Source organism: Rhizobium sp. B21/90 (genome assembly GCF_019355815.1).
GTDB lineage: Bacteria > Pseudomonadota > Alphaproteobacteria > Rhizobiales > Rhizobiaceae > Rhizobium > Rhizobium rhododendri.
On record NZ_CP072162.1, the window covers coordinates 2,407,495 to 2,425,002 of the forward strand.

16 protein-coding genes and 1 tRNA gene are annotated in these 17,508 nt (G+C 59.8%); 9 read left to right on the forward strand and 8 right to left on the reverse strand.

Going from position 1 to position 17,508, the window contains the following annotated elements; translation table 11 throughout:
- Positions 1 to 12 precede the first annotated feature (12 nt).
- The gene (locus tag J5278_RS11430; protein WP_209183646.1) at positions 13 to 1,914 is read right to left on the reverse strand and encodes a potassium transporter Kup; all 1,902 of its coding nucleotides are present in this window, start codon (positions 1,912 to 1,914) and stop codon (positions 13 to 15) included.
- A 266-nt stretch (positions 1,915 to 2,180) separates the two neighbouring features.
- Here J5278_RS11430 and J5278_RS11435 point away from each other — a divergent pair, with 266 nt between their 5' ends.
- The 3 genes from J5278_RS11435 (at position 2,181) to J5278_RS11445 (ending at position 4,822) form a co-directional block, all read left to right on the forward strand.
- Positions 2,181 to 2,855 carry a cysteine hydrolase family protein gene (locus tag J5278_RS11435; protein WP_209183645.1) on the forward strand — a complete coding sequence of 225 codons (675 nt, stop codon included), beginning with the start codon at positions 2,181 to 2,183 and terminating at the stop codon, positions 2,853 to 2,855.
- A 351-nt stretch (positions 2,856 to 3,206) separates the two neighbouring features.
- Positions 3,207 to 4,094 carry a cation diffusion facilitator family transporter gene (locus J5278_RS11440; protein ID WP_209184109.1) on the forward strand — a complete coding sequence of 296 codons (888 nt, stop codon included), beginning with the start codon at positions 3,207 to 3,209 and terminating at the stop codon, positions 4,092 to 4,094.
- Between the two features lie 278 nt (positions 4,095 to 4,372).
- Positions 4,373 to 4,822 carry a PAS domain-containing protein gene (locus tag J5278_RS11445; RefSeq protein ID WP_209183644.1) on the forward strand — a complete coding sequence of 150 codons (450 nt, stop codon included), beginning with the start codon at positions 4,373 to 4,375 and terminating at the stop codon, positions 4,820 to 4,822.
- Positions 4,823 to 4,844: 22 nt separating this feature from the next.
- Here the strand turns inward: J5278_RS11445 and J5278_RS11450 are convergent.
- The 6 genes from J5278_RS11450 to J5278_RS11475 form a co-directional block, all read right to left on the reverse strand.
- Positions 4,845 to 4,921, reverse strand: a tRNA-Arg gene (locus tag J5278_RS11450).
- A 51-nt stretch (positions 4,922 to 4,972) separates the two neighbouring features.
- Positions 4,973 to 5,278 (reverse strand): ETC complex I subunit, encoded by a 306-nt coding sequence (locus J5278_RS11455; RefSeq protein ID WP_111215474.1) that lies wholly within the window; start codon positions 5,276 to 5,278, stop codon positions 4,973 to 4,975.
- Positions 5,279 to 5,460: 182 nt separating this feature from the next.
- Complete coding sequence (locus J5278_RS11460; RefSeq protein WP_209183643.1) at positions 5,461 to 7,116, reverse strand: phosphoethanolamine transferase; 1,656 nt, start codon at positions 7,114 to 7,116, stop codon at positions 5,461 to 5,463.
- Positions 7,117 to 7,304: 188 nt separating this feature from the next.
- Entirely contained in the window at positions 7,305 to 7,991 is a 687-nt protein-coding gene (locus J5278_RS11465; RefSeq protein WP_209183642.1) for a thermonuclease family protein, read from the reverse strand.
- Positions 7,992 to 8,124: 133 nt separating this feature from the next.
- Positions 8,125 to 8,400: a hypothetical protein gene (locus tag J5278_RS11470; RefSeq protein WP_209187449.1), complete on the reverse strand. Its 276-nt coding sequence runs from the start codon at positions 8,398 to 8,400 to the stop codon at positions 8,125 to 8,127.
- Positions 8,401 to 8,534: 134 nt separating this feature from the next.
- Positions 8,535 to 8,729: a hypothetical protein gene (locus J5278_RS11475; protein ID WP_209183640.1), complete on the reverse strand. Its 195-nt coding sequence runs from the start codon at positions 8,727 to 8,729 to the stop codon at positions 8,535 to 8,537.
- Between the two features lie 348 nt (positions 8,730 to 9,077).
- Here J5278_RS11475 and J5278_RS11480 point away from each other — a divergent pair, with 348 nt between their 5' ends.
- The 3 genes from J5278_RS11480 (at position 9,078) to J5278_RS11490 (ending at position 12,346) form a co-directional block, all read left to right on the forward strand.
- Positions 9,078 to 10,436, forward strand: a complete 1,359-nt coding sequence (locus J5278_RS11480) for an extracellular solute-binding protein (RefSeq protein ID WP_209184108.1) — start codon at positions 9,078 to 9,080, stop codon at positions 10,434 to 10,436.
- 103 nt (positions 10,437 to 10,539) lie between these two features.
- Positions 10,540 to 11,424 (forward strand): carbohydrate ABC transporter permease, encoded by an 885-nt coding sequence (locus J5278_RS11485; protein WP_209183639.1) that lies wholly within the window; start codon positions 10,540 to 10,542, stop codon positions 11,422 to 11,424.
- A gap of 7 nt (positions 11,425 to 11,431) precedes the next feature.
- The gene (locus J5278_RS11490; protein ID WP_209183638.1) at positions 11,432 to 12,346 is read left to right on the forward strand and encodes an ABC transporter permease subunit; all 915 of its coding nucleotides are present in this window, start codon (positions 11,432 to 11,434) and stop codon (positions 12,344 to 12,346) included.
- A 133-nt stretch (positions 12,347 to 12,479) separates the two neighbouring features.
- Here the strand turns inward: J5278_RS11490 and J5278_RS11495 are convergent, their stop codons facing one another.
- Complete coding sequence (locus J5278_RS11495; protein ID WP_142822476.1) at positions 12,480 to 13,595, reverse strand: sn-glycerol-3-phosphate import ATP-binding protein UgpC; 1,116 nt, start codon at positions 13,593 to 13,595, stop codon at positions 12,480 to 12,482.
- 220 nt (positions 13,596 to 13,815) lie between these two features.
- Here J5278_RS11495 and J5278_RS11500 point away from each other — a divergent pair, with 220 nt between their 5' ends.
- From J5278_RS11500 to J5278_RS11510, 3 genes are read left to right on the forward strand one after another with little or no spacing between them, the layout of a single operon-like run.
- A complete protein-coding gene (locus tag J5278_RS11500) occupies positions 13,816 to 15,273 on the forward strand; it encodes a deoxyribodipyrimidine photo-lyase (protein WP_209206570.1) in 1,458 nt (485 codons plus the stop codon).
- Positions 15,270 to 16,625, forward strand: coding sequence for an NAD(P)/FAD-dependent oxidoreductase (locus J5278_RS11505; protein ID WP_209183636.1), 1,356 nt, complete (start codon positions 15,270 to 15,272; stop codon positions 16,623 to 16,625). The genes J5278_RS11500 and J5278_RS11505 overlap by 4 nt, the downstream gene beginning before the upstream one ends.
- Entirely contained in the window at positions 16,622 to 17,473 is an 852-nt protein-coding gene (locus tag J5278_RS11510) for a DUF1365 domain-containing protein (RefSeq protein ID WP_209183635.1), read from the forward strand. Before J5278_RS11505 ends, J5278_RS11510 begins: the two co-directional genes overlap by 4 nt.
- Positions 17,474 to 17,508: the final 35 nt, after the last annotated feature.

Here is a 17,508-nt window from a genome sequence, read left to right on the forward strand (position 1 = left end):
GACGGGCAGGTCCTAGATGATGACCTGCTCGCCGATCTCGACCACGCGGTTATTGGGCAGGTGAAAGTGATCGGAAGGATCGATAGCGAGGCCCGCCATGCGAATGAACAACCGGTCCTGCCACAGCGGCATGCCGGAGGTCGGGCTGCCCACCAGCTTGCGGCGACCAATGTAGAAAGAGGTCGTCATGATGTCGAACTTGAAGCCATCCTTGCGACAGAGGCTAAGGGCCTTCGACACATCCTGCGTCTCCATGAAACCGAAGCGCAATTCCATCTTCATGAACCGCTTCGACAGCGATTCAATGATGTAGCGCTCGCCTTCCGGGACCATCGGTCGAGGGATGGTCTTGATCGTCAGGATGATGTTCTGGTTGTGAAGTGCGTGGTTGTGCTTCAGGTTATGGAGCAGCACGTTCGGTGTCAGATCCGGAAAGCTGGTGAGAAACACGGCGGTGCCGGGCACGGAGACGGGCGCGTGGTTGCTCTTGCGCTCGATAGACCCGATGAATTGCATCAGCGGCACGTCGTTGCGGGCGGCCTTCAGCTTCAACAGGCCGGTGCCCTTTCGCCAGGTCCACATCATCACGATGAGTGCACCGGCGATCAGCACGGGAATGTAGCCGCCTTCGGTGATCTTCAGCAGGTTTGCGGCGAGGAAGATGCATTCGAGCGCCAGCAGCGGCAGCAGGACGGCAAGTGCCGTTGCCAGCGACCATTTCCAAAAAAGACGCACGAACTGGATGGAGAGGATGGTCGTCACCACCATGGCGCCGGTCACCGAGATGCCGTAGGCGGTGGCGAGAGAATCCGAACTCCTGAACAGGAAGATCAACCCGAGCACGCCGATCAGCAGGATGGCGTTGACGGTCGGCAGGTAGATCTGCCCGGTGTTGGTTTCCGATGTAAAGCAGATTTCAAGGCGCGGAAGCAGGCCCAGGTGGATTGCCTGGCGGGCTAGCGAGAAAGCGCCGGTGATGACAGCCTGGCTGGCAATGATTGTTGCGCAGGTGGCGAGGATGACGACCGGCAGCAGCGCCCAGTCCGGAAACATCAGGAAGAACGGATTGGCGGCCGCAGCGCGGTCATGCAGAACCAATGCGCCCTGCCCGAGATAATTCAATGCCAGCGACGGAAAGACCACGAAAAACCAGGCAGCCTGGATCGGCTTGCGGCCGAAATGTCCGAGATCGGCGTAGAGCGCTTCAGCACCCGTCACCGTAAGGAACACGGCGCCGAGCACGACAAGCCCCACCGTCCCGGCATGGGCGATGAAGCGGACGGCATGGATCGGGTTGAGCGCGGTCAGAATGGAGGGGGACTCGATGATATGCGACAGGCCACCGAGGGCTATCACCAGGAACCAGAGAAGAGTGATGGGACCGAAAAAGCGCGAGACTGTGGCCGTGCCGCGCGACTGGATGGCAAACAGCAAGATCATGATGACGACGGCGATCGGTACCACATAGGTCGAGAAAACCGGCGTCACAAGCTTCAGCCCCTCGACGGCAGACAGCACCGACAGAGCTGGCGTAATCATCGCGTCGCCGATGAACAGGGCGGTGCCGATTAGCGCTGCAAACAGCAGGCCATTCTTGTAGCGGCTCGATTTCTTCGCGAGCAGAGCAAGCAGGGAGAGCGTGCCGCCCTCGCCGTCATTGTCGGCGCGCAGCAAGAAAAGAACATATTTGAACGTCACGATGACGGTCAGCGTCCAGAGCATCAGCGACACGAGGCCGAGGATCTCGCCGCGTGTCACGCCGTCGTCGACAAAGGGGCGCAGTGCCTCACGGAAGGCGTAGAGCGGGCTGGTGCCGATATCACCATAGACGACACCGATGGAACCGATCATCGGAAACAGGATGCTCGGCAGGCCCTTGGCAGGTGCGGAAGTATCGCGCGGCACGGCTGTCATCGTATCTCCGGCCCTTCAGAGCCCTATTCATCGAAGTTGATGGTGAGGCAACGCATATGGCGATCAAATGTGCCGAAGACAACTGATGTTTTACTGCCGGCGATTCTTTCGAACGCCCGAGCCTAACATTACCGTTCAACTTTGCAGCAAGCTGGTCTCTTATGCCACTCGATAAAGTCCACAGATAGCCCGTTCACGTATAGTTTTCGTTACATTCCCCTCATCCTTGGTCAAAGTAGCGGCGATAACCGCTCCGGGAGAAGTAAATGACGAAATCGAAGACATTACGTAAAACCGCAACCCTTGCCATGATCGCTGCGGCGCTGGCCTGTAACGTCGCCCTATCCGGTGCAGCGTCGGCGCAGACCATCATCGATACCTGGAAAGAGGTGAAGGTACCGGCTCCACCCGAACTCAAGCCGGTCAAGGTCGATCTGCCAACGACAGCGTTGCTGCTTCTCGATTTCAATGGCGCGCAGGATCCGACCAAGGGGCCATGCAACAGCAAGACCAAGCCCCGGTGCCTGGAGTCGCTTCCAAAAGTTGCCAAGCTGTTGTCCGAGGCGCGCGCCAAGGGGATGCTTGTGGTCTACAGTCTCGCAGGCGCCGGCACCAAAGCCGACATTGCCACCGTTCTCGCGCCTCGGGATGGCGAGGCAATCGTCAAATCCGGCCCGGACAAGTTCGTCAATACCGACCTCGATAAGATCCTGGCAGCCAAGGGGATAAAGAGCGTCATCGTCACCGGTACGGCATCCGAGGGAGCCGTGCTTGCGACCGCGAGCGACGCTGCATTTCACGGCATGAACATCATCCTGCCTGTCGACGCTATGTCGTCGACCGAACTCTACGCCGAGCAATATGTCGCGTGGCACATGACACACGCCCCGGGCGTCGCCGCCAAGACGACATTGACGACGATCGACATGATCTCGTTCTGAATGTGGAGGGCGCTGGAAGCAGCGCCCGTCCCGACAAAGCCTCGATAGAGTATGACGCCACGCACCCCAGAGGGGGCATGAGTTGCCGTATGCTTAATGCAACTCATTCCCATTCGCACAATCTACCTGCAAGTCATTCTTATTACTAGATAAAAGCCATTTTAGCGGCTTGACAGCCGATGGCGCTTTTCTTATCTCTCGGCTTAGGGGATTGCTTTTCAGGAACACAGTATGACGCTCGCGCATCAGCGCGCAGTGCATCTTCCGTTGTTTTTCATAGAGCTTTCCGTCTTTTGTCAGGGCACCGGTCACCTCAACGACCGGATTGCGCTGCCGGCGGAGTAGGAATTGATGGACCGGTCACTGAAAATCGCACTCGGCAGTTTCGTTGTCAGCATCGTCGTGCTGGCCATTAAATATGCTGCGTTCTGGATCACTGGCAGCGTCGCGCTGTTCTCCGACGCGCTGGAGAGCATCATCAACGTCGTCACCGCGATGGCCGTCATCTTCGCTATCAAGGCAGCCGCGGTGCCGCCGGACGAGCAGCATCCCTACGGTCACCACAAGGCTGAATATCTCTCTGCCGTAGTAGTCGGCACAATGATTGTCGGCGCCGCCATTGCCATTCTCAACGAAGCCTATCATGGCTTCATCGCCCCGAAGCCGATAGATGCACCCTGGACCGGCATGATCGTCAGCACCGCCGCCACGATCCTCAACATCGGCTGGAGCACCGTCCTCATAAACCAGGGAAAGCTCCACCGGTCGGCCTCCCTGGTCGCCGATGGCAAGCATCTGATGGCCGATGTCGTCACCTCGCTCGGCGTGCTCATCGGCGTGGCGCTGGTAATCTTCACCGGCATCATCCAGCTCGATGCGATCATTGCCGCGCTGGTGGCGCTGCACGTGCTGTGGAGCGGATGGGGCGTCATCCGCGAAAGCGCCAGCGGCCTGCTTGACGAAGCCGCCCCGCCCGAAGAACTTGCGCTGATCCGCGGGGTGATTTCCGCCAATGCCAGCGATGCTCTCGAGGCGCACGCTCTGCGGACACGGCATGCCGGCCGCGTCACATTCATCGACTTCCACCTTGTCGTCCCGACCGCAATGACCGTCGGCGACGCCCATACGATTTGCGACAGGATCGAGGCCGCCCTGAAGCAAGCCGTGTCGGGCGCCATCACGACCATCCACGTCGAGCCGGAAGACAAGGCCAAGCACAAAGGCGTCATCGTTATCTGAGGATTGGCGCCCTAGCATTCCAGTGTTCGAAGGCGGACCACCGCTGCCCACGACGTTCGAATGCCCTCCTACAAAATGCTAAATTTGACATTATTTAAATTAGAATATTCGAACGTCTTGTATATCGCGAAACTTCGCCCATAAATTGTACCCAGGATATTGATTCTTGGAGCTGCAGTATCGGGGGCATGATGAGCAGACTGTATTTCGAACCATCCAGGGGACCGACTACCCGCGAAGCGGGAACTTACTCCTGGAACCTCGCGACGAATACAGTCATGGCCAGCGCCAGCGTCGCTCAACTATTCGACCTGCCAGCCGATCGCGTCAGACGTGGCCTGCCGATAGAGCGGTTCATCGAAAAGGTGCACGTGGAGGATCGAGGTGCCGTCGCGAGAGCGATCCACGAGGCAATCATCAGCGGCAGCCCCTATCAGCAAACCTACCGGGTCATCGACGGCGACGGGAAAACGACGCGGGTGATTGCATACGGCCAATGCTTCCGCGATCCCGCGGGCACCCCATCCCAATACGCCGGCATGATATTCCCAGTGAGCAATGCAACACCCGACTGTCCGTCCACCGCACTTTTGCGGCTGTGCCAGACCGCCCGGAACGCCGCTGAAAGCGCCAACAACCACCCCGTCAGCCAACTGCTGCAACTCGCCGTCGCCAGCCTGACGTTGCCAGAGGCGGCTCCGATTACGGCGGCTGTCACGCGGCATTAGGATTCTGATATTCTGAAAAAAGTGGTGACCCCTGCTGGATTCGAACCAGCGACCACCTGCTTAGAAGGCAGGTGCTCTATCCAGCTGAGCTAAGGGGCCGGATGTTTTTGCTGCATTGAGTTGGCAGCGTGGCGAACGGAGCCTGATGGATCAGTGTGTCCAGGGCTGGTTGCGATTGAAGCGAAAGTTGTCGGTGTAGGAAACGGTCTGGCGGACGGTTTCCTTCGGCGGGATTACCCGATACTCGATGCCGTTGCGGGTTGCGTAGGCCTCGGCCTGCTCCTGGCTTTCAAATGAAAGCTTCAGTTGCTGGCGCATGTCGTCAGACGAGGTGTAGCCCATGATCGGATCGATCTTTCGCGGGCTCTCCTGGTCAAACTCCAGGACCCAGCTGTGGGTCTTGGCCTTGCCGGATTGCATGGCGGTCTTCGCCGGACGATAGATCTTTGCAGACATCGCTGCTCGCCTCCGAAAGAGCGGATTTCCCGCCGTTGCTGTCCATGTTCCGCAGACGAAATCGCAAACACTGCCGGCGGCTGGAGCATTGGGCTTTTGCTTAACCGCGAATCCCTCTGTTTTCAAGCAAAAAGGCGAAGGCTGCGACGCGCCCGCGCTGGCCCTTTGTGGCTGCGCCGCCGCTATCCCGGACTTGAAGCCCCAGCCACCTTTTTCCGGCAGCTAGCGAAGATGTCGAGGGCGGGGTCATAGACCTTGGTGCCGATGTCCATCAGGCCGAGCACGCTGTGAAAAAAGTTGTCGTGGGAGTAGGACGCCCCTGCCCTGGCCGAAAGGCAGGCCATGTCGAAGCCGGCAGACGCCTGCAGGTCGCCGGCCAGCCAGACAAGAAATGGCACACGCGTCTGCTCCGCCGGGGCGATGACATAGGGTGCGCCATGGAGATAGAGGCCGTTTTCGCCAAGTGATTCCCCATGGTCGGAGATGTAGATCATCGCGCCCGCCACGTTGCCTTGATGCGCCTTCAGCCTGTTGATGACCTCCGAGACGATGTGGTCGGTATAGAGGATGGAATTGTCATAGGCGTTGACGATCTCTTCGGGCTTGCAGCTTCCGAACTCGGCAGCGCGGCAATCCGGAGTGAAGCGCCTGAAATTCTCAGGGTAGCGCAGGTAGTAGGCCGGGCCATGGCTTCCCAGCTGGTGGAGAACCAGAACGCTGTCCTGCTTGGCGTTGGCGAGGTAGTCGTCGAGCTTGTCGAGGAGGATGGCATCGAGGCATTCGCCGTCCTTGCAGAAGCGCGGATCGGCCGCCTTCGGCAGGAAGGTGTAGGGCACGCGGTCAGCGACGCCATAAGCGCCGGTGTCGTTGTCCAGCCAAGTGACGTTGACCTTGGCATAGGAAAGCACATCCAGCAGGTTCTGGGTTTCCAGTCCCTTGCGGTGGCTGTACTCGGCGCGGGAGTAGATGGAAAACATGCACGGGATCGAGGTCGCCGTCGCGGTGCCGCAACTCGTCGTGTTGGGGAAATAGACGATATCCTGCTTCTTCAATTCCGGATTGGTATCGCGTCCGTAGCCTCCGAGCGAGAAATTCTGCGCCCTCGCCGTCTCGCCGGCGACGATGATCGTGACCCGTGGCTTCTGGCCCGGCGCAGTCCGGTGCGCGTCCGTGCCGATGGGGGCGGCAACAATGTTACGGTCTCGTTCCGTGCCGACTAGATATTTGACGGCGCTGACGATCGGCACGAAGGGGTTGAGCGTCAGGACGAGATCCGGGTTCTTGCGGCCGACGGCGGCGTAGGTGCGCGAAAAGCTAAGGCCGGCTACCACGAATATGGCAAGGCATGGGGCAATGACTGCGAGATTATAGCCGAGCTTGCTGAGAAACGGGCGATGAAGGACCCGCACCCAGATGATGAAAAGCGACGGCAGGATGCCGGTCAGGATCACGTGGGTGGCAAAGCCTACCGTGATCAGGTGCCCCGCCTCGGCTGTGGTCGTCACCGCCGCATTGCGGATCATCTCGCGATCAATGATCGTTCCGAACTGGTCGGTGAACCAGGACGATACCGATGCTATCAGGACGAAGAAGACCAGCGCCGGCTTGATCAGGTACTTTGCCGAGGGAATGATCATCACGGCCGATATCAGCGCGCAGACGCCGACGACGAAAGCCACGAAGGCGATAGGATCGCTCGAGAGGTAGGTGTGAGCCCGCGTCCAGAATGTGTAGTTGGTGAAAAGGACGATGTAGAGGCTCGTCAACAGGCAAAGCGTGACGCTGCCTATTCGTGGACGGAATGAATGGCGCCCGCCCCCGCCGGCATGATCGGTCAATAAATCTTCTCCAGATGGAAAGACAGGGACGACTTCTGCAAGCCGCCCGGAATCGGTACTGCCCTAGACCCCACAAAAGCGGCGGCACTTAGGTGAGTTTCCTGACAGCTACCTGAACAGGCAGGACGTGCACAGGAATAGAGGGCCCGCGCGATCTCTGTGGATAATGTGTGCCCACCAGATGGAGGTCAGGCGCACAAGGAAACAGGGCGGTCCATCCGACGGTGGGCGAGGCCCTCGCGCACCAAAGTATCCCCGAAGGACTGGCCGGCGCGCAGGACGCGACGCTGCGTTGTGCCCGCAGGCTCAGTTGTCGACGATGCCGGCTGGAGCGTAAACGGGCCGGCGTTGAGCAAGGAGAGAAGACGCAGCTTGGCGATATTGGCGCGCCGCTCTTCCTCGACGCAACGCGAGGGGCCGAGCGTCGGTGTGTCGATATCGGCGATCCGGATCCTCGTGCCGCGGACCCAGAACGTGCTGCCGTCGAAGACGCAGTTGATATGCGTGCCCTGGCCGCAAAGACCGAAGCTTTCCGAGACGGATGTCGCAGTCAAGGCGGAGGCCGGCTGCGGGCTCGGTGTCGGAACGGGCATGGCGACGGGAATGGGCGCTGGCGGAACCGGGCTGTTGTCCACGGCACGAACAGTCGGGGCCTGCGGCCTGGCAGCCGGTGACGGGAGGGCGGCTATCACGGGTGCAGCAACGGTGCCCTTTGCCAGGGTCGTCAATTCAGGCTTGATGGACTGCCAGTGATCGTATCCGACAATCGCCAGCACTGTCGCAACGGCCAACCATGGCAGAATGCTTCCGCCGCCGCCGCTTTTCTTTTTGGCCGTCCTGCGGGCTGGTTTTCGCGTGCTGCGCCTTTGTGCCATTGTCCGCTCCTTCACTAGCGAGCGGCATTATCCCAGCCAACCCTTTCCGAAAGGTTGGCGTCGGTACGGAAACAGGCGGGGCAAGATCGAAGATCTAGGCCCTTAGGCTTATCAAATAGCACTACGCTTTTGACTAGCGGGCGTGAAACAATGTCCCGGTTACGAACGATTTGAAGAGGACGCCGCTCTGGTCGTTATTGTCATAGTAATCGTCACGGCCGTGGAAGCGGTGGTCGCGCCGGTGGTGATCATGATGATGACTTCGGTTCCTGACCTCAATGACCTCAGCGGTGCCGGTCTGCACCGATGCGACATGCGAAAGCGGCATGGAAGCCGCAGGCGAGACGGTCATGAATAAAGTGGACGCCCCAAAGACTGCGGCGGTGGCGATCTGGCGGACATTCATCATGTCGGTTTTCCCTAAAATGCTAGTGGGCTATCCTAATGCGGATCGTGCATCCTGTCACGGACCACATCCCATCCCGTAAAAAAACCCGGCTGACTTCGTCAACCGGGTTTCCATCAAAACGACTGGCCGGCCGTTTAGCGGCAAACGCGCATCTTCTTGACGACCATGTGACCGTGGCGGTCGCGGTGCTTTACCGTCTTCATCATGCAATGCTTCTGGTGCATGCCGTGCATGTTGTGACGCATGGACATGTTGTCAGCACGAGCAGCTACGCCCGCCGAAAGGGTTGCAGCCAGTGCAACTGCGGAAGCAAGAATAAAATTGCGCATTTTGGACCTCATTTGGAATTCACAACCCCATAACGGCAAAGAGTTACAAAGGGTTCCTTCTTATTCAAGGGATCACGAAAACGTGCGTGACAGAGCGCTGAGGGTCAGTGGCTGGCAGCGGAGGCCGCGCACCCGATCATGTCTTGTCATTTTCGGTGCTTGCCGGTCGCCTTCGATCATCTCTCCGACGGTGCGTCACAGCCTGTCCAGAACCATTTCGCGCCGCAACATCTGCCCGCAATAAACTGTCACACAGCGTGTCTATAAAGCCGCTGCCAAGGGCTGCGTGGGGCCTGCAGCCTTGTCGATCAAAAGGAAATAGGGATTATGTTCAAACTCAATCATTATATGGGTCTGCCGGGCGTGAAGCGCTGCCTGACGGCTGCTGGCGCTGCGGCGATCAGCCTGTCGCTCGCTCTGCCGGCTGCCGCTGCGCCGGTCAAGTTCGACTTCTGGTTCGGCCTGTCGGGCGACTTAGAACGCGTCGTCCAGCAGATGTGCAAGAACTTCAACGAGTCGCAGAAGGACTACGAAGTCGCCTGCACCAGCCAGGGCAACTACGACGCCACGCTGCAGAACACCATTGCTGCCTTCCGCGCCGGAAAGCAGCCAGCCATCGTCCAGGTTTACGATGCCGGCACGGCAACGATGATGCTGTCCGGTGCCTATTACCCGGCCGGCAAGCTGATGGAAGAAAACGGCTACAAGATCGACTGGAAAGACTATTTCCCGGGCATCGCCGACTACTACGCGACGTCCAAGGGCGAGTTGCTGTCCTTCCCGTTCAACTCCTCGACTGCCCTCCTCTACTGGAACAAGGACTCCTTTGCCAAAATCGGCAAGACGGAAGCGCCGAAGACCTGGGAAGAAGCCGCCGACGACATGAAGGCGCTGAAGACCGCAGGCTATGAATGCCCGATGGCTATCAACATCTCGAACAACGAGAGCTGGCAGCTGATGGAGCAGTTCTCTGCTATCCACAACCAGCCGATCGCCACCGAAAACAACGGTTATGACGGTCTCAACGCCCGTCTGATGGTGAACAAGACGAAGTTCGTAAAGTACGTGACCGACCTCAAGAGCTGGTACGATCAGGGCCTCGTGAAGATCAAAGCCAAGGAACAGGGCCAGGACATGGTCCAGGCCTTCGCTTCCGGCGATTGCCAGATGATCATGACCTCTGTCGGCGACCACGGTACGGTCGGCAAGACACAGAAGGCCGGGATGGCCTGGGATGTGGCCGAGCTTCCGGTCTACGCCGGTACCGAGCGCAAGAATTCGCTCGTCGGCGGCGCTTCGCTCTGGGTTCTGCAGGGCAAGTCGAAGGATGAGTACAAGGCCGCTGCCGCCTTCCTCAACTTCGTCCACGATCCGAAGACCGCTCTCTTCTGGTCGACCAACACCGGCTATATCCCCGTCACCAAGTCGGGCTTCGATTACATGAAGTCGACCGGCTTCTACGAAAAGGCTCCCTACAAGGGTCGCGAAGTCGCTATCGCCAGCCTGACGGCATCGACGCCCACACCGATCACCCGCGGCATCCGCCTCGGCAACTTCACGCAGATCCGCGCTGAATTCGGCAACCAGATGCAGGCGATCTTTTCCAACAAGATCGGCGTCCAGGAGGGTATCGATACGCTTGTGAAGAACGGCAACGCCAATCTCGAGCGCTTCGAACAGACCTACAAGGGCAAGACCCTTCCCTGATCGACCCTGAAAGCAACAGCGCCGTCCATCCGAAACCGGTTGGGCGGCGTCTCGTCATTTGCAACGGACGTCCTCGTCCGATAGCCGCCTGCCGGAAGAAGCAATGGAAAAACGCACGACATTCAACAGAAACACCATCGGCATCATGTTTGCCGTGCCGCAGATCCTCCTGATCTTTACCTTTTTCTACTGGCCAGCCGGACAGGCCGTGTTCTGGTCCCTCACCCTCCAGCAACCCTGGGGCGGCGGCAATACGTGGGTCGGCTTCGATAATTTCAAAGCGCTTCTCAGCAATGCCGACTACTGGAACTCCGTCACCCGCAGCATGGTCTTTGCGGCGATCAGCACGACAGCCGCGATGTCGATCGGCCTGCTTCTGGCAGCGCTCACCGATCGCCAGCTTCGAGGCTCGAACTTCTATCGCGTCGTGCTGATCTGGCCCTATGGCATCGCAGCCCCGGCGCTTGCGCTCGGCTTCCGGTTCATTCTGGCACCACAGGCCGGCATCGTCGCCGTCGTCAACCAATGGTGGCCAGGGATCTGGGACCCGGGCCTCAACGGCGCCGATGCGATGGCTTCGGTCATCATCGCATTTTCGTGGAAATATATCGGCTATAACTTCATCTTCTTCCTGGCCGCATTCCAGGGCATTCCGCGCTCGCTGATCGAAGCTGCGGCGATGGACGGATCGAGTGTGCTGCGGAGGTTCAAGGACATACAGTTCCCGCTGATCACGCCGACGATCTTCTTCCTGCTGGTCATCAATATTACCGAGAGCTTCCAGGATTCATTCGGCATCGTCGATATCATGACATCCGGCGGACCCGCCAATGCGACAAATCTCATGGTCTACAAGATCTACTCCGACGGCTTCAAAGGCCTCGACTTCTCCGGTGCAGCTGCCCAGAGCATCATCCTGATGGTCCTGATCGTTCTGCTTACCATTTTCCAGTTCCGCTTCATCGAGCGGCGCGTACATTACCGTTGAGGCGATCATGGTCGAACGTACCCCCCTTCTGGACATATTCAACCATGTGGTCCTTTTCATCGGCTTTCTGATTGCCGCCCTTCCCTTCGTGATCATCATCATTGCCGCTTCGCACAATCTGCATGACGTCAACCAGGTGCCGATGTCGCTGATCCCGGGTTCTGACCTCTTCCTCAATCTGAAAACAGCCTGGGTCACAGCAAATCTCGGACCGAAGCTCCTGAACAGCCTGATCCTTGCCGTTGGCGTTGCGGCCGGCAAGGTGATCATCTCGGCACTGACGGCCTTCTCGCTGGTCTACTTCCGCTACCCCGGTCGCAACCTGATTTTCTGGGCGATCTTCATCACCCTGATGCTGCCGCTCGAAGTGCGCATCGTGCCGACCTACGCGGTCGCTGCCAACGTGCTGGCGCCTTACCAGGCAATACTAGACGTCACCGGCATCAGCTGGCTGATAGAGCGTTTTTCAGGCGTGCAACTGTCGATGAACTTCGGGCTTCTGAATACCTACCCGGGCCTTATCCTTCCATTAATCGCCACGGCCACTGGGACGTTCCTCTATCGCCAGTTCTTCCTGACGATGCCCGACGAACTGACGGAGGCTGCCCGTATGGACGGTGCGGGGCCGTTGCGATTCTTCATCGATATCCTGTTGCCGCTATCTCGCACGAACATGGCAGCGCTCGGCACGATCATGTTCCTCTACGCATGGAACCAGTATCTGTGGCCATTGCTGGTCACAACGGATCCGGGCTACCAGACCGCGGTCACCGAGTTGAAGCAGCTGATTCCCAATATCGGGGGTATTCCGGAATGGCATATTGCCATGGCCGGCACGCTGATCGTCATGCTACCGCCGCTGGTCGTTGTGGTGCTCATGCAGCGCTGGTTCGTGCGCGGGCTGGTCTCGACAGAAAAATAGCCGAGGTCCACCATTCGCATTCATCTCATGGCGGGCCTCGGCCCGCCATTTTCGTTTGGCCATGGGGCCAGGCGCAAAAATGCCGCCGGGGGGAACCGGCGGCATTGGGGGAGGATCGAATTTCGAGGACTGTTTAGGAGACCAGTTCCAGCTTCCGCACCGGTGCCGTTTCCGGCAGGTCGAGGCGCAGGTCGGTTTCGTTGGAGAACAGGTGGATGTGCTCGGCAGGCAGGTGGAGTGCAATCTCCTGGCCGGTTTCGCTGGTGATATGGTCGGAAATGCTGAGCGCGAAGTTCGAGCCGTTGATGTCGGAGTGGATGACGCGACCGGCGCCGAGCTCCTCGACGAAATCGACAGTCGCCGGGATGCTGCCTGGCGTCCCCACCGGAACCATGTAGGCGTGCTCAGGACGAATGCCGAGTGCTGCAGCGCGCCCGGCATTGGCCCTGCCGATGGCCGGATCGACCGGGATCGGAATGCCGTCGAAGATGAAGTGCGTGCCGTCTGCGGCGAACGAGCCCTCGAGAAAGTTCATCGCGGGTGAACCGATGAAGGAGCCGACGAAACGGGTGCGCGGCTTGTTATAGACTTCCAGGGGCGTGCCGACCTGCTCGACCTTGCCTTTGTACATCACCACCAGCTTGTCGGCGAGCGTCATCGCCTCGACCTGGTCATGGGTGACGAACACGGAGGTGGCCGACAGGCGCTTGTGCAGGCGGCGGATCTCGACGCGCATCTGGACGCGCAGCTTGGCATCGAGGTTGGACAGCGGTTCGTCGAACAGGAAGACTTTCGGCTCGCGGATGATGGCGCGACCCATGGCGACGCGCTGGCGCTGGCCGCCGGATAGTTCGCCCGGCTTGCGGTCGAGAAAATCCTCGAGGCCGACGATGCGCGCCGTCTCCTTGATGCGGCGGTCGCGTTCCTCTTTCGGCACGCCGGAAACCTTGAGCGCGTAGCCCATGTTGGCTGCGACATTCATGTGCGGATAGAGCGCATAGTTCTGGAACACCATGGCGCAGCCGCGCTCGCGGGGCTCCAGCTGATTGACCACGACGTCGTCGATGACGATCTCGCCGCTGGTGATATCCTCAAGGCCTGCGATCATCCTGAGCAGGGTCGACTTGCCGCAACCGGACGGCCCGAGGATGACGACAAACTCACCGGAACGAAAATTCAGATCCACGCCGTGAACAACCTTGTTGCTGCCATAGGCCTTGCGGACCTGTTCGATGCGGATTTCTGCCATGCTACACTCCTTGCCGATATGGCCGGAGAGCTAACCACGTTGCATAACAGAACGGTGACAGCCCTCGGAGAATCTGATGCGTCAATGCATTTCGCTTGCTTTCACGGCGGCATCCGGCGCCGAGGACAGGGCTGCGCGGGTTTTCGCCGCAAGCCTTGAAACCTTTGATCCGACAACAACGTAGATGCGTAACAGACTTCAATCAGAAGGAAAAAGGGGGATGACAGCAGTGACGAAGGCGAGCGGATGCACCATCCTTTGGTTCCGAAAGGACCTCCGGCTCGACGACAACCTCGCGCTGCATGCCGCCCGCGAAAAAGGCCGGCCGATCATTCCCCTTTATATACGCGAACCCGATAAAGAAGGCACGGGACCGCTCGGCGCCGCACAGCGCTGGTGGCTCCACCACTCGCTGACCGCGCTTCAGGCGTCTCTCCGCAACCTTGGCAGCGACCTGATATTTGCAAGCGGCGAGGCGCTTTCCGTGCTCTCCAGGCTTATCGAAACCTCGGGCGCGACCGGCGTAGTCTGGAACCGCCGCTACGACCCTGCCGGTATCGCCGTCGATACCGAGATCAAGCGGCAACTTAACGAGCGCGGCATCGAGGCCACCAGCTTCGCCGGCCAGCTGCTGCATGAGCCTTCGAAGCTGATGACCGGCGGAGGCACACCCTACCGCGTTTATACGCCGTTCTGGCGGGCGCTCGAGGGCCGTGGCGAGCCGCCGGAGCCGCTGGATGCACCGAAGAAAATCACAGCCCCTGAAGCGTGGCCGGACAGCGAGCCATTGTCGGACTGGAAGCTGCTGCCGACAAAGCCGAACTGGGCGCTCTCGTTCTCCGACGTCTGGGTGCCAGGCGAGGCGTCGGCGCGCGCGCGGCTCGACGACTTCGTCGACGAGGCGCTGACCGGTTACAAAGCGGATCGTGATTTCCCGGCCAAGCCCGCGACCTCGATGCTTTCTCCGCATCTGGCACTCGGCGAGATATCGCCGGCCCGCATCTGGTATGCGACGCGCAACCTGCCGAAGAGCACGCCGCAGGACGACGTCATCCATTTCCGCAAGGAACTGGCCTGGCGCGACTTTTCCTATCATCTCCTGTTCCACTTCCCGGCCCTTCCCTCCGCCAACTGGAACAAGCGTTTCGACGCCTTCGAATGGAGGACGGAAACGGATCTGTTCGAGGACTGGACGCAAGGGCGCACGGGTTATCCCATCGTCGACGCCGGCATGCGCCAGTTGTGGAAGCATGGCTGGATGCACAATCGCGTCCGTATGATCGTCGCCTCGTTCCTGATCAAGGACCTGCTGATCGACTGGCGTCAGGGCGAGGAGTGGTTCCGCGACACGCTCGTCGACGCCGATCCCGCCAGCAATGCTGCCAGCTGGCAGTGGGTCGCAGGGTCCGGGGCTGACGCCTCGCCGTTCTTTCGTATTTTCAACCCCATTCTGCAGGGCGAGAAATTCGATCCCGATGGGACGTATGTCCGCGAGTTCGTTCCGGAACTGGCCGAACTCGGCAACAAGTACATTCACCGGCCGTTCGAGGCACCGGCATCGGTGCTCGACAAGGCGGGCATCGCTCTCGGCAAGACCTACCCCAACCCGATCGTCGACCACGCAAAGGCCCGTGACCGGGCGCTGAAAGCCTATAGTGCAGTAAAGGACGCCGCATGAACGCCCTGTTTGCAGACCCCGGACACAACGGCGCCCACCGCATGAAAATCGCGGTAATCGGCTCCGGCGTTTCCGGCACCTCCGCCGCCTGGGCGCTTCACCCGGTGCACGATGTCACGCTCTACGAGAAGGCGGATCGGGCGGGCGGGCACACAGCAACGGTCGACATCGACTATGACGGCACGCCGATTTCCGTCGACACCGGGTTCATCGTCTACAACGAGCAGAACTATCCGAACCTGACGGCGTTATTTTCCGAACTGGGTGTCAAAACCCATGCCAGCAACATGAGCTTTGCGCTGTCGCTCGACCGCGGCAGGATGGAATGGAGTGGCGATAATCTGGGGACGCTGTTCGCCCAGAAACGCAACCTGCTGCGTCCCTCCTTTCTGTGGATGGTGCGCGAGATCATGCGCTTCAACAAGACCTGCCTTACGGACCGCGCTGCCGGCCATCTGGCCGAACGGTCGATCGGCGACTATCTCGACTGGCGCGGTTTTTCGCCGGGCTTCACCAACAACTACCTGATCCCCATGGCGGCCGCCATCTGGTCGACACCGGCAGCGCAGATGCTCGACTTCCCCGCCGAGCATTTCGTCAATTTCTTCGACAATCACCGCCTGATCTACCTCAAGCAGCACCAGTGGCGCACGGTCACCGGGGGAAGCCGCAACTATCTGGAAAAGCTTCTGTCACCGCTCGGCGACCGACTGAAGCTGTCATGCGGCATCCGCGCCGTCCAGCGCCGCGACGATCACGTGTTGATCACCGACGAGCATGGTCGCGAGGCGATCTACGACAAGGTGATTTTTGCCGCCCACAGCAACCAGACCCTGGCGATGCTGAAGGACGCAACACCCGAAGAACGACGCTTGCTCGGCGCTATCCCCTACGGCCCTAACCGTGTCGTGCTCCACCGCGACCTCGCCCTGATGCCGAAGCGTCGGAAGGTCTGGGCATCCTGGAACTATCTCCGTTCCAGCGCAGGCGAAGGCGAAAATGGCTGCGCTGTCAGCTACTGGATGAACCGGCTGCAAGGCATCCGTGACGACCATCCGCTGTTCGTCACCCTCAACCCGGACCGCGAACTCGATCCGTCGAAGGTGTTTGCCGAGTATTCCTACGACCACCCGCAATTCAACGGCGGCAGCATGGACGCACAACTGCGGCTTGCCAGCATCCAAGGGCGGAACCACAGCCATTTCGCCGGCGCTTGGACTGGATACGGCTTCCATGAAGACGGCCTGACCTCCGGTCTCGCGGCAGCCGAGGCGCTCGGCGGCGTCATCCCGTGGCGCGCCCCGAGGCAGACTGCCGTCCGTGCCAAGCAAGAACTTGAAGTCCTGGTATGAGGAAGCCTTTGCAAAAGGGCGGTGTCAACCTCGAGCGCAACGGTCCCGTGCCTCTTGCGCCCGCTGCGCTCTATACCGGCGAGGTGATGCACCAGCGCATGAAGCCGTTCGGACACCGCTTCCAGTACCGGGTGTTCTCGCTGTTCGTCGACCTCGACCGCCTTATCGAGGCGGACAGATTGTCAGCGCTGTTTTCCGTGAACAAGAGAAACCTGGTGGCTTTCCATGAGAAAGACCACTGCGGGGACAGTGCCACGCTACGCGCCTATGCCGACGGACTGCTGGCTGACGCTGGTCTTGCAGAACGGGCCGCCCGCATCGTGCTCGTCTGCTACCCGCGCATCCTTGGCTACGTCTTCAATCCAATTTCCGTCTATTACGCCTACGACGCCGACGAGCGCCTGATGGCTGCCATCTACGAGGTCCGCAACACGTTCGGCGAGCGGCACACCTATGTGTGCCCGGTCAGCGACGGCGAGATGACCGAGAGTGGACTGCGCCAGAGCTGCGACAAGATTTTTCACGTTTCGCCCTTCATCCCGATGGAGATGCGCTATCATTTCCGCATGCTCCCGCCGGGCGATGAAATTCGCTGGCGTATCCTCGAAACCGATGCCGAGGGTCCGTTGCTGGCGGCCACATTCACCGGACGTCGGCAGACAATGGCAACAGCGACGCTTCTCGCGCTGACCGTCCGCATCCCGTTCCTGACCATGAAGATCGTCGCCGGCATTCACTGGGAGGCACTGAAGCTATGGCTCAAGGGGGCTAAATACATCCCCAAGCCAAAGGCTCCGCCTCCCGTCAGCATCAAGCCGCAGCGCATAACCCTGGAGGCCGCAGAATGACTTGGGATTCCCCGACAATAGATGCCAAGGACTGG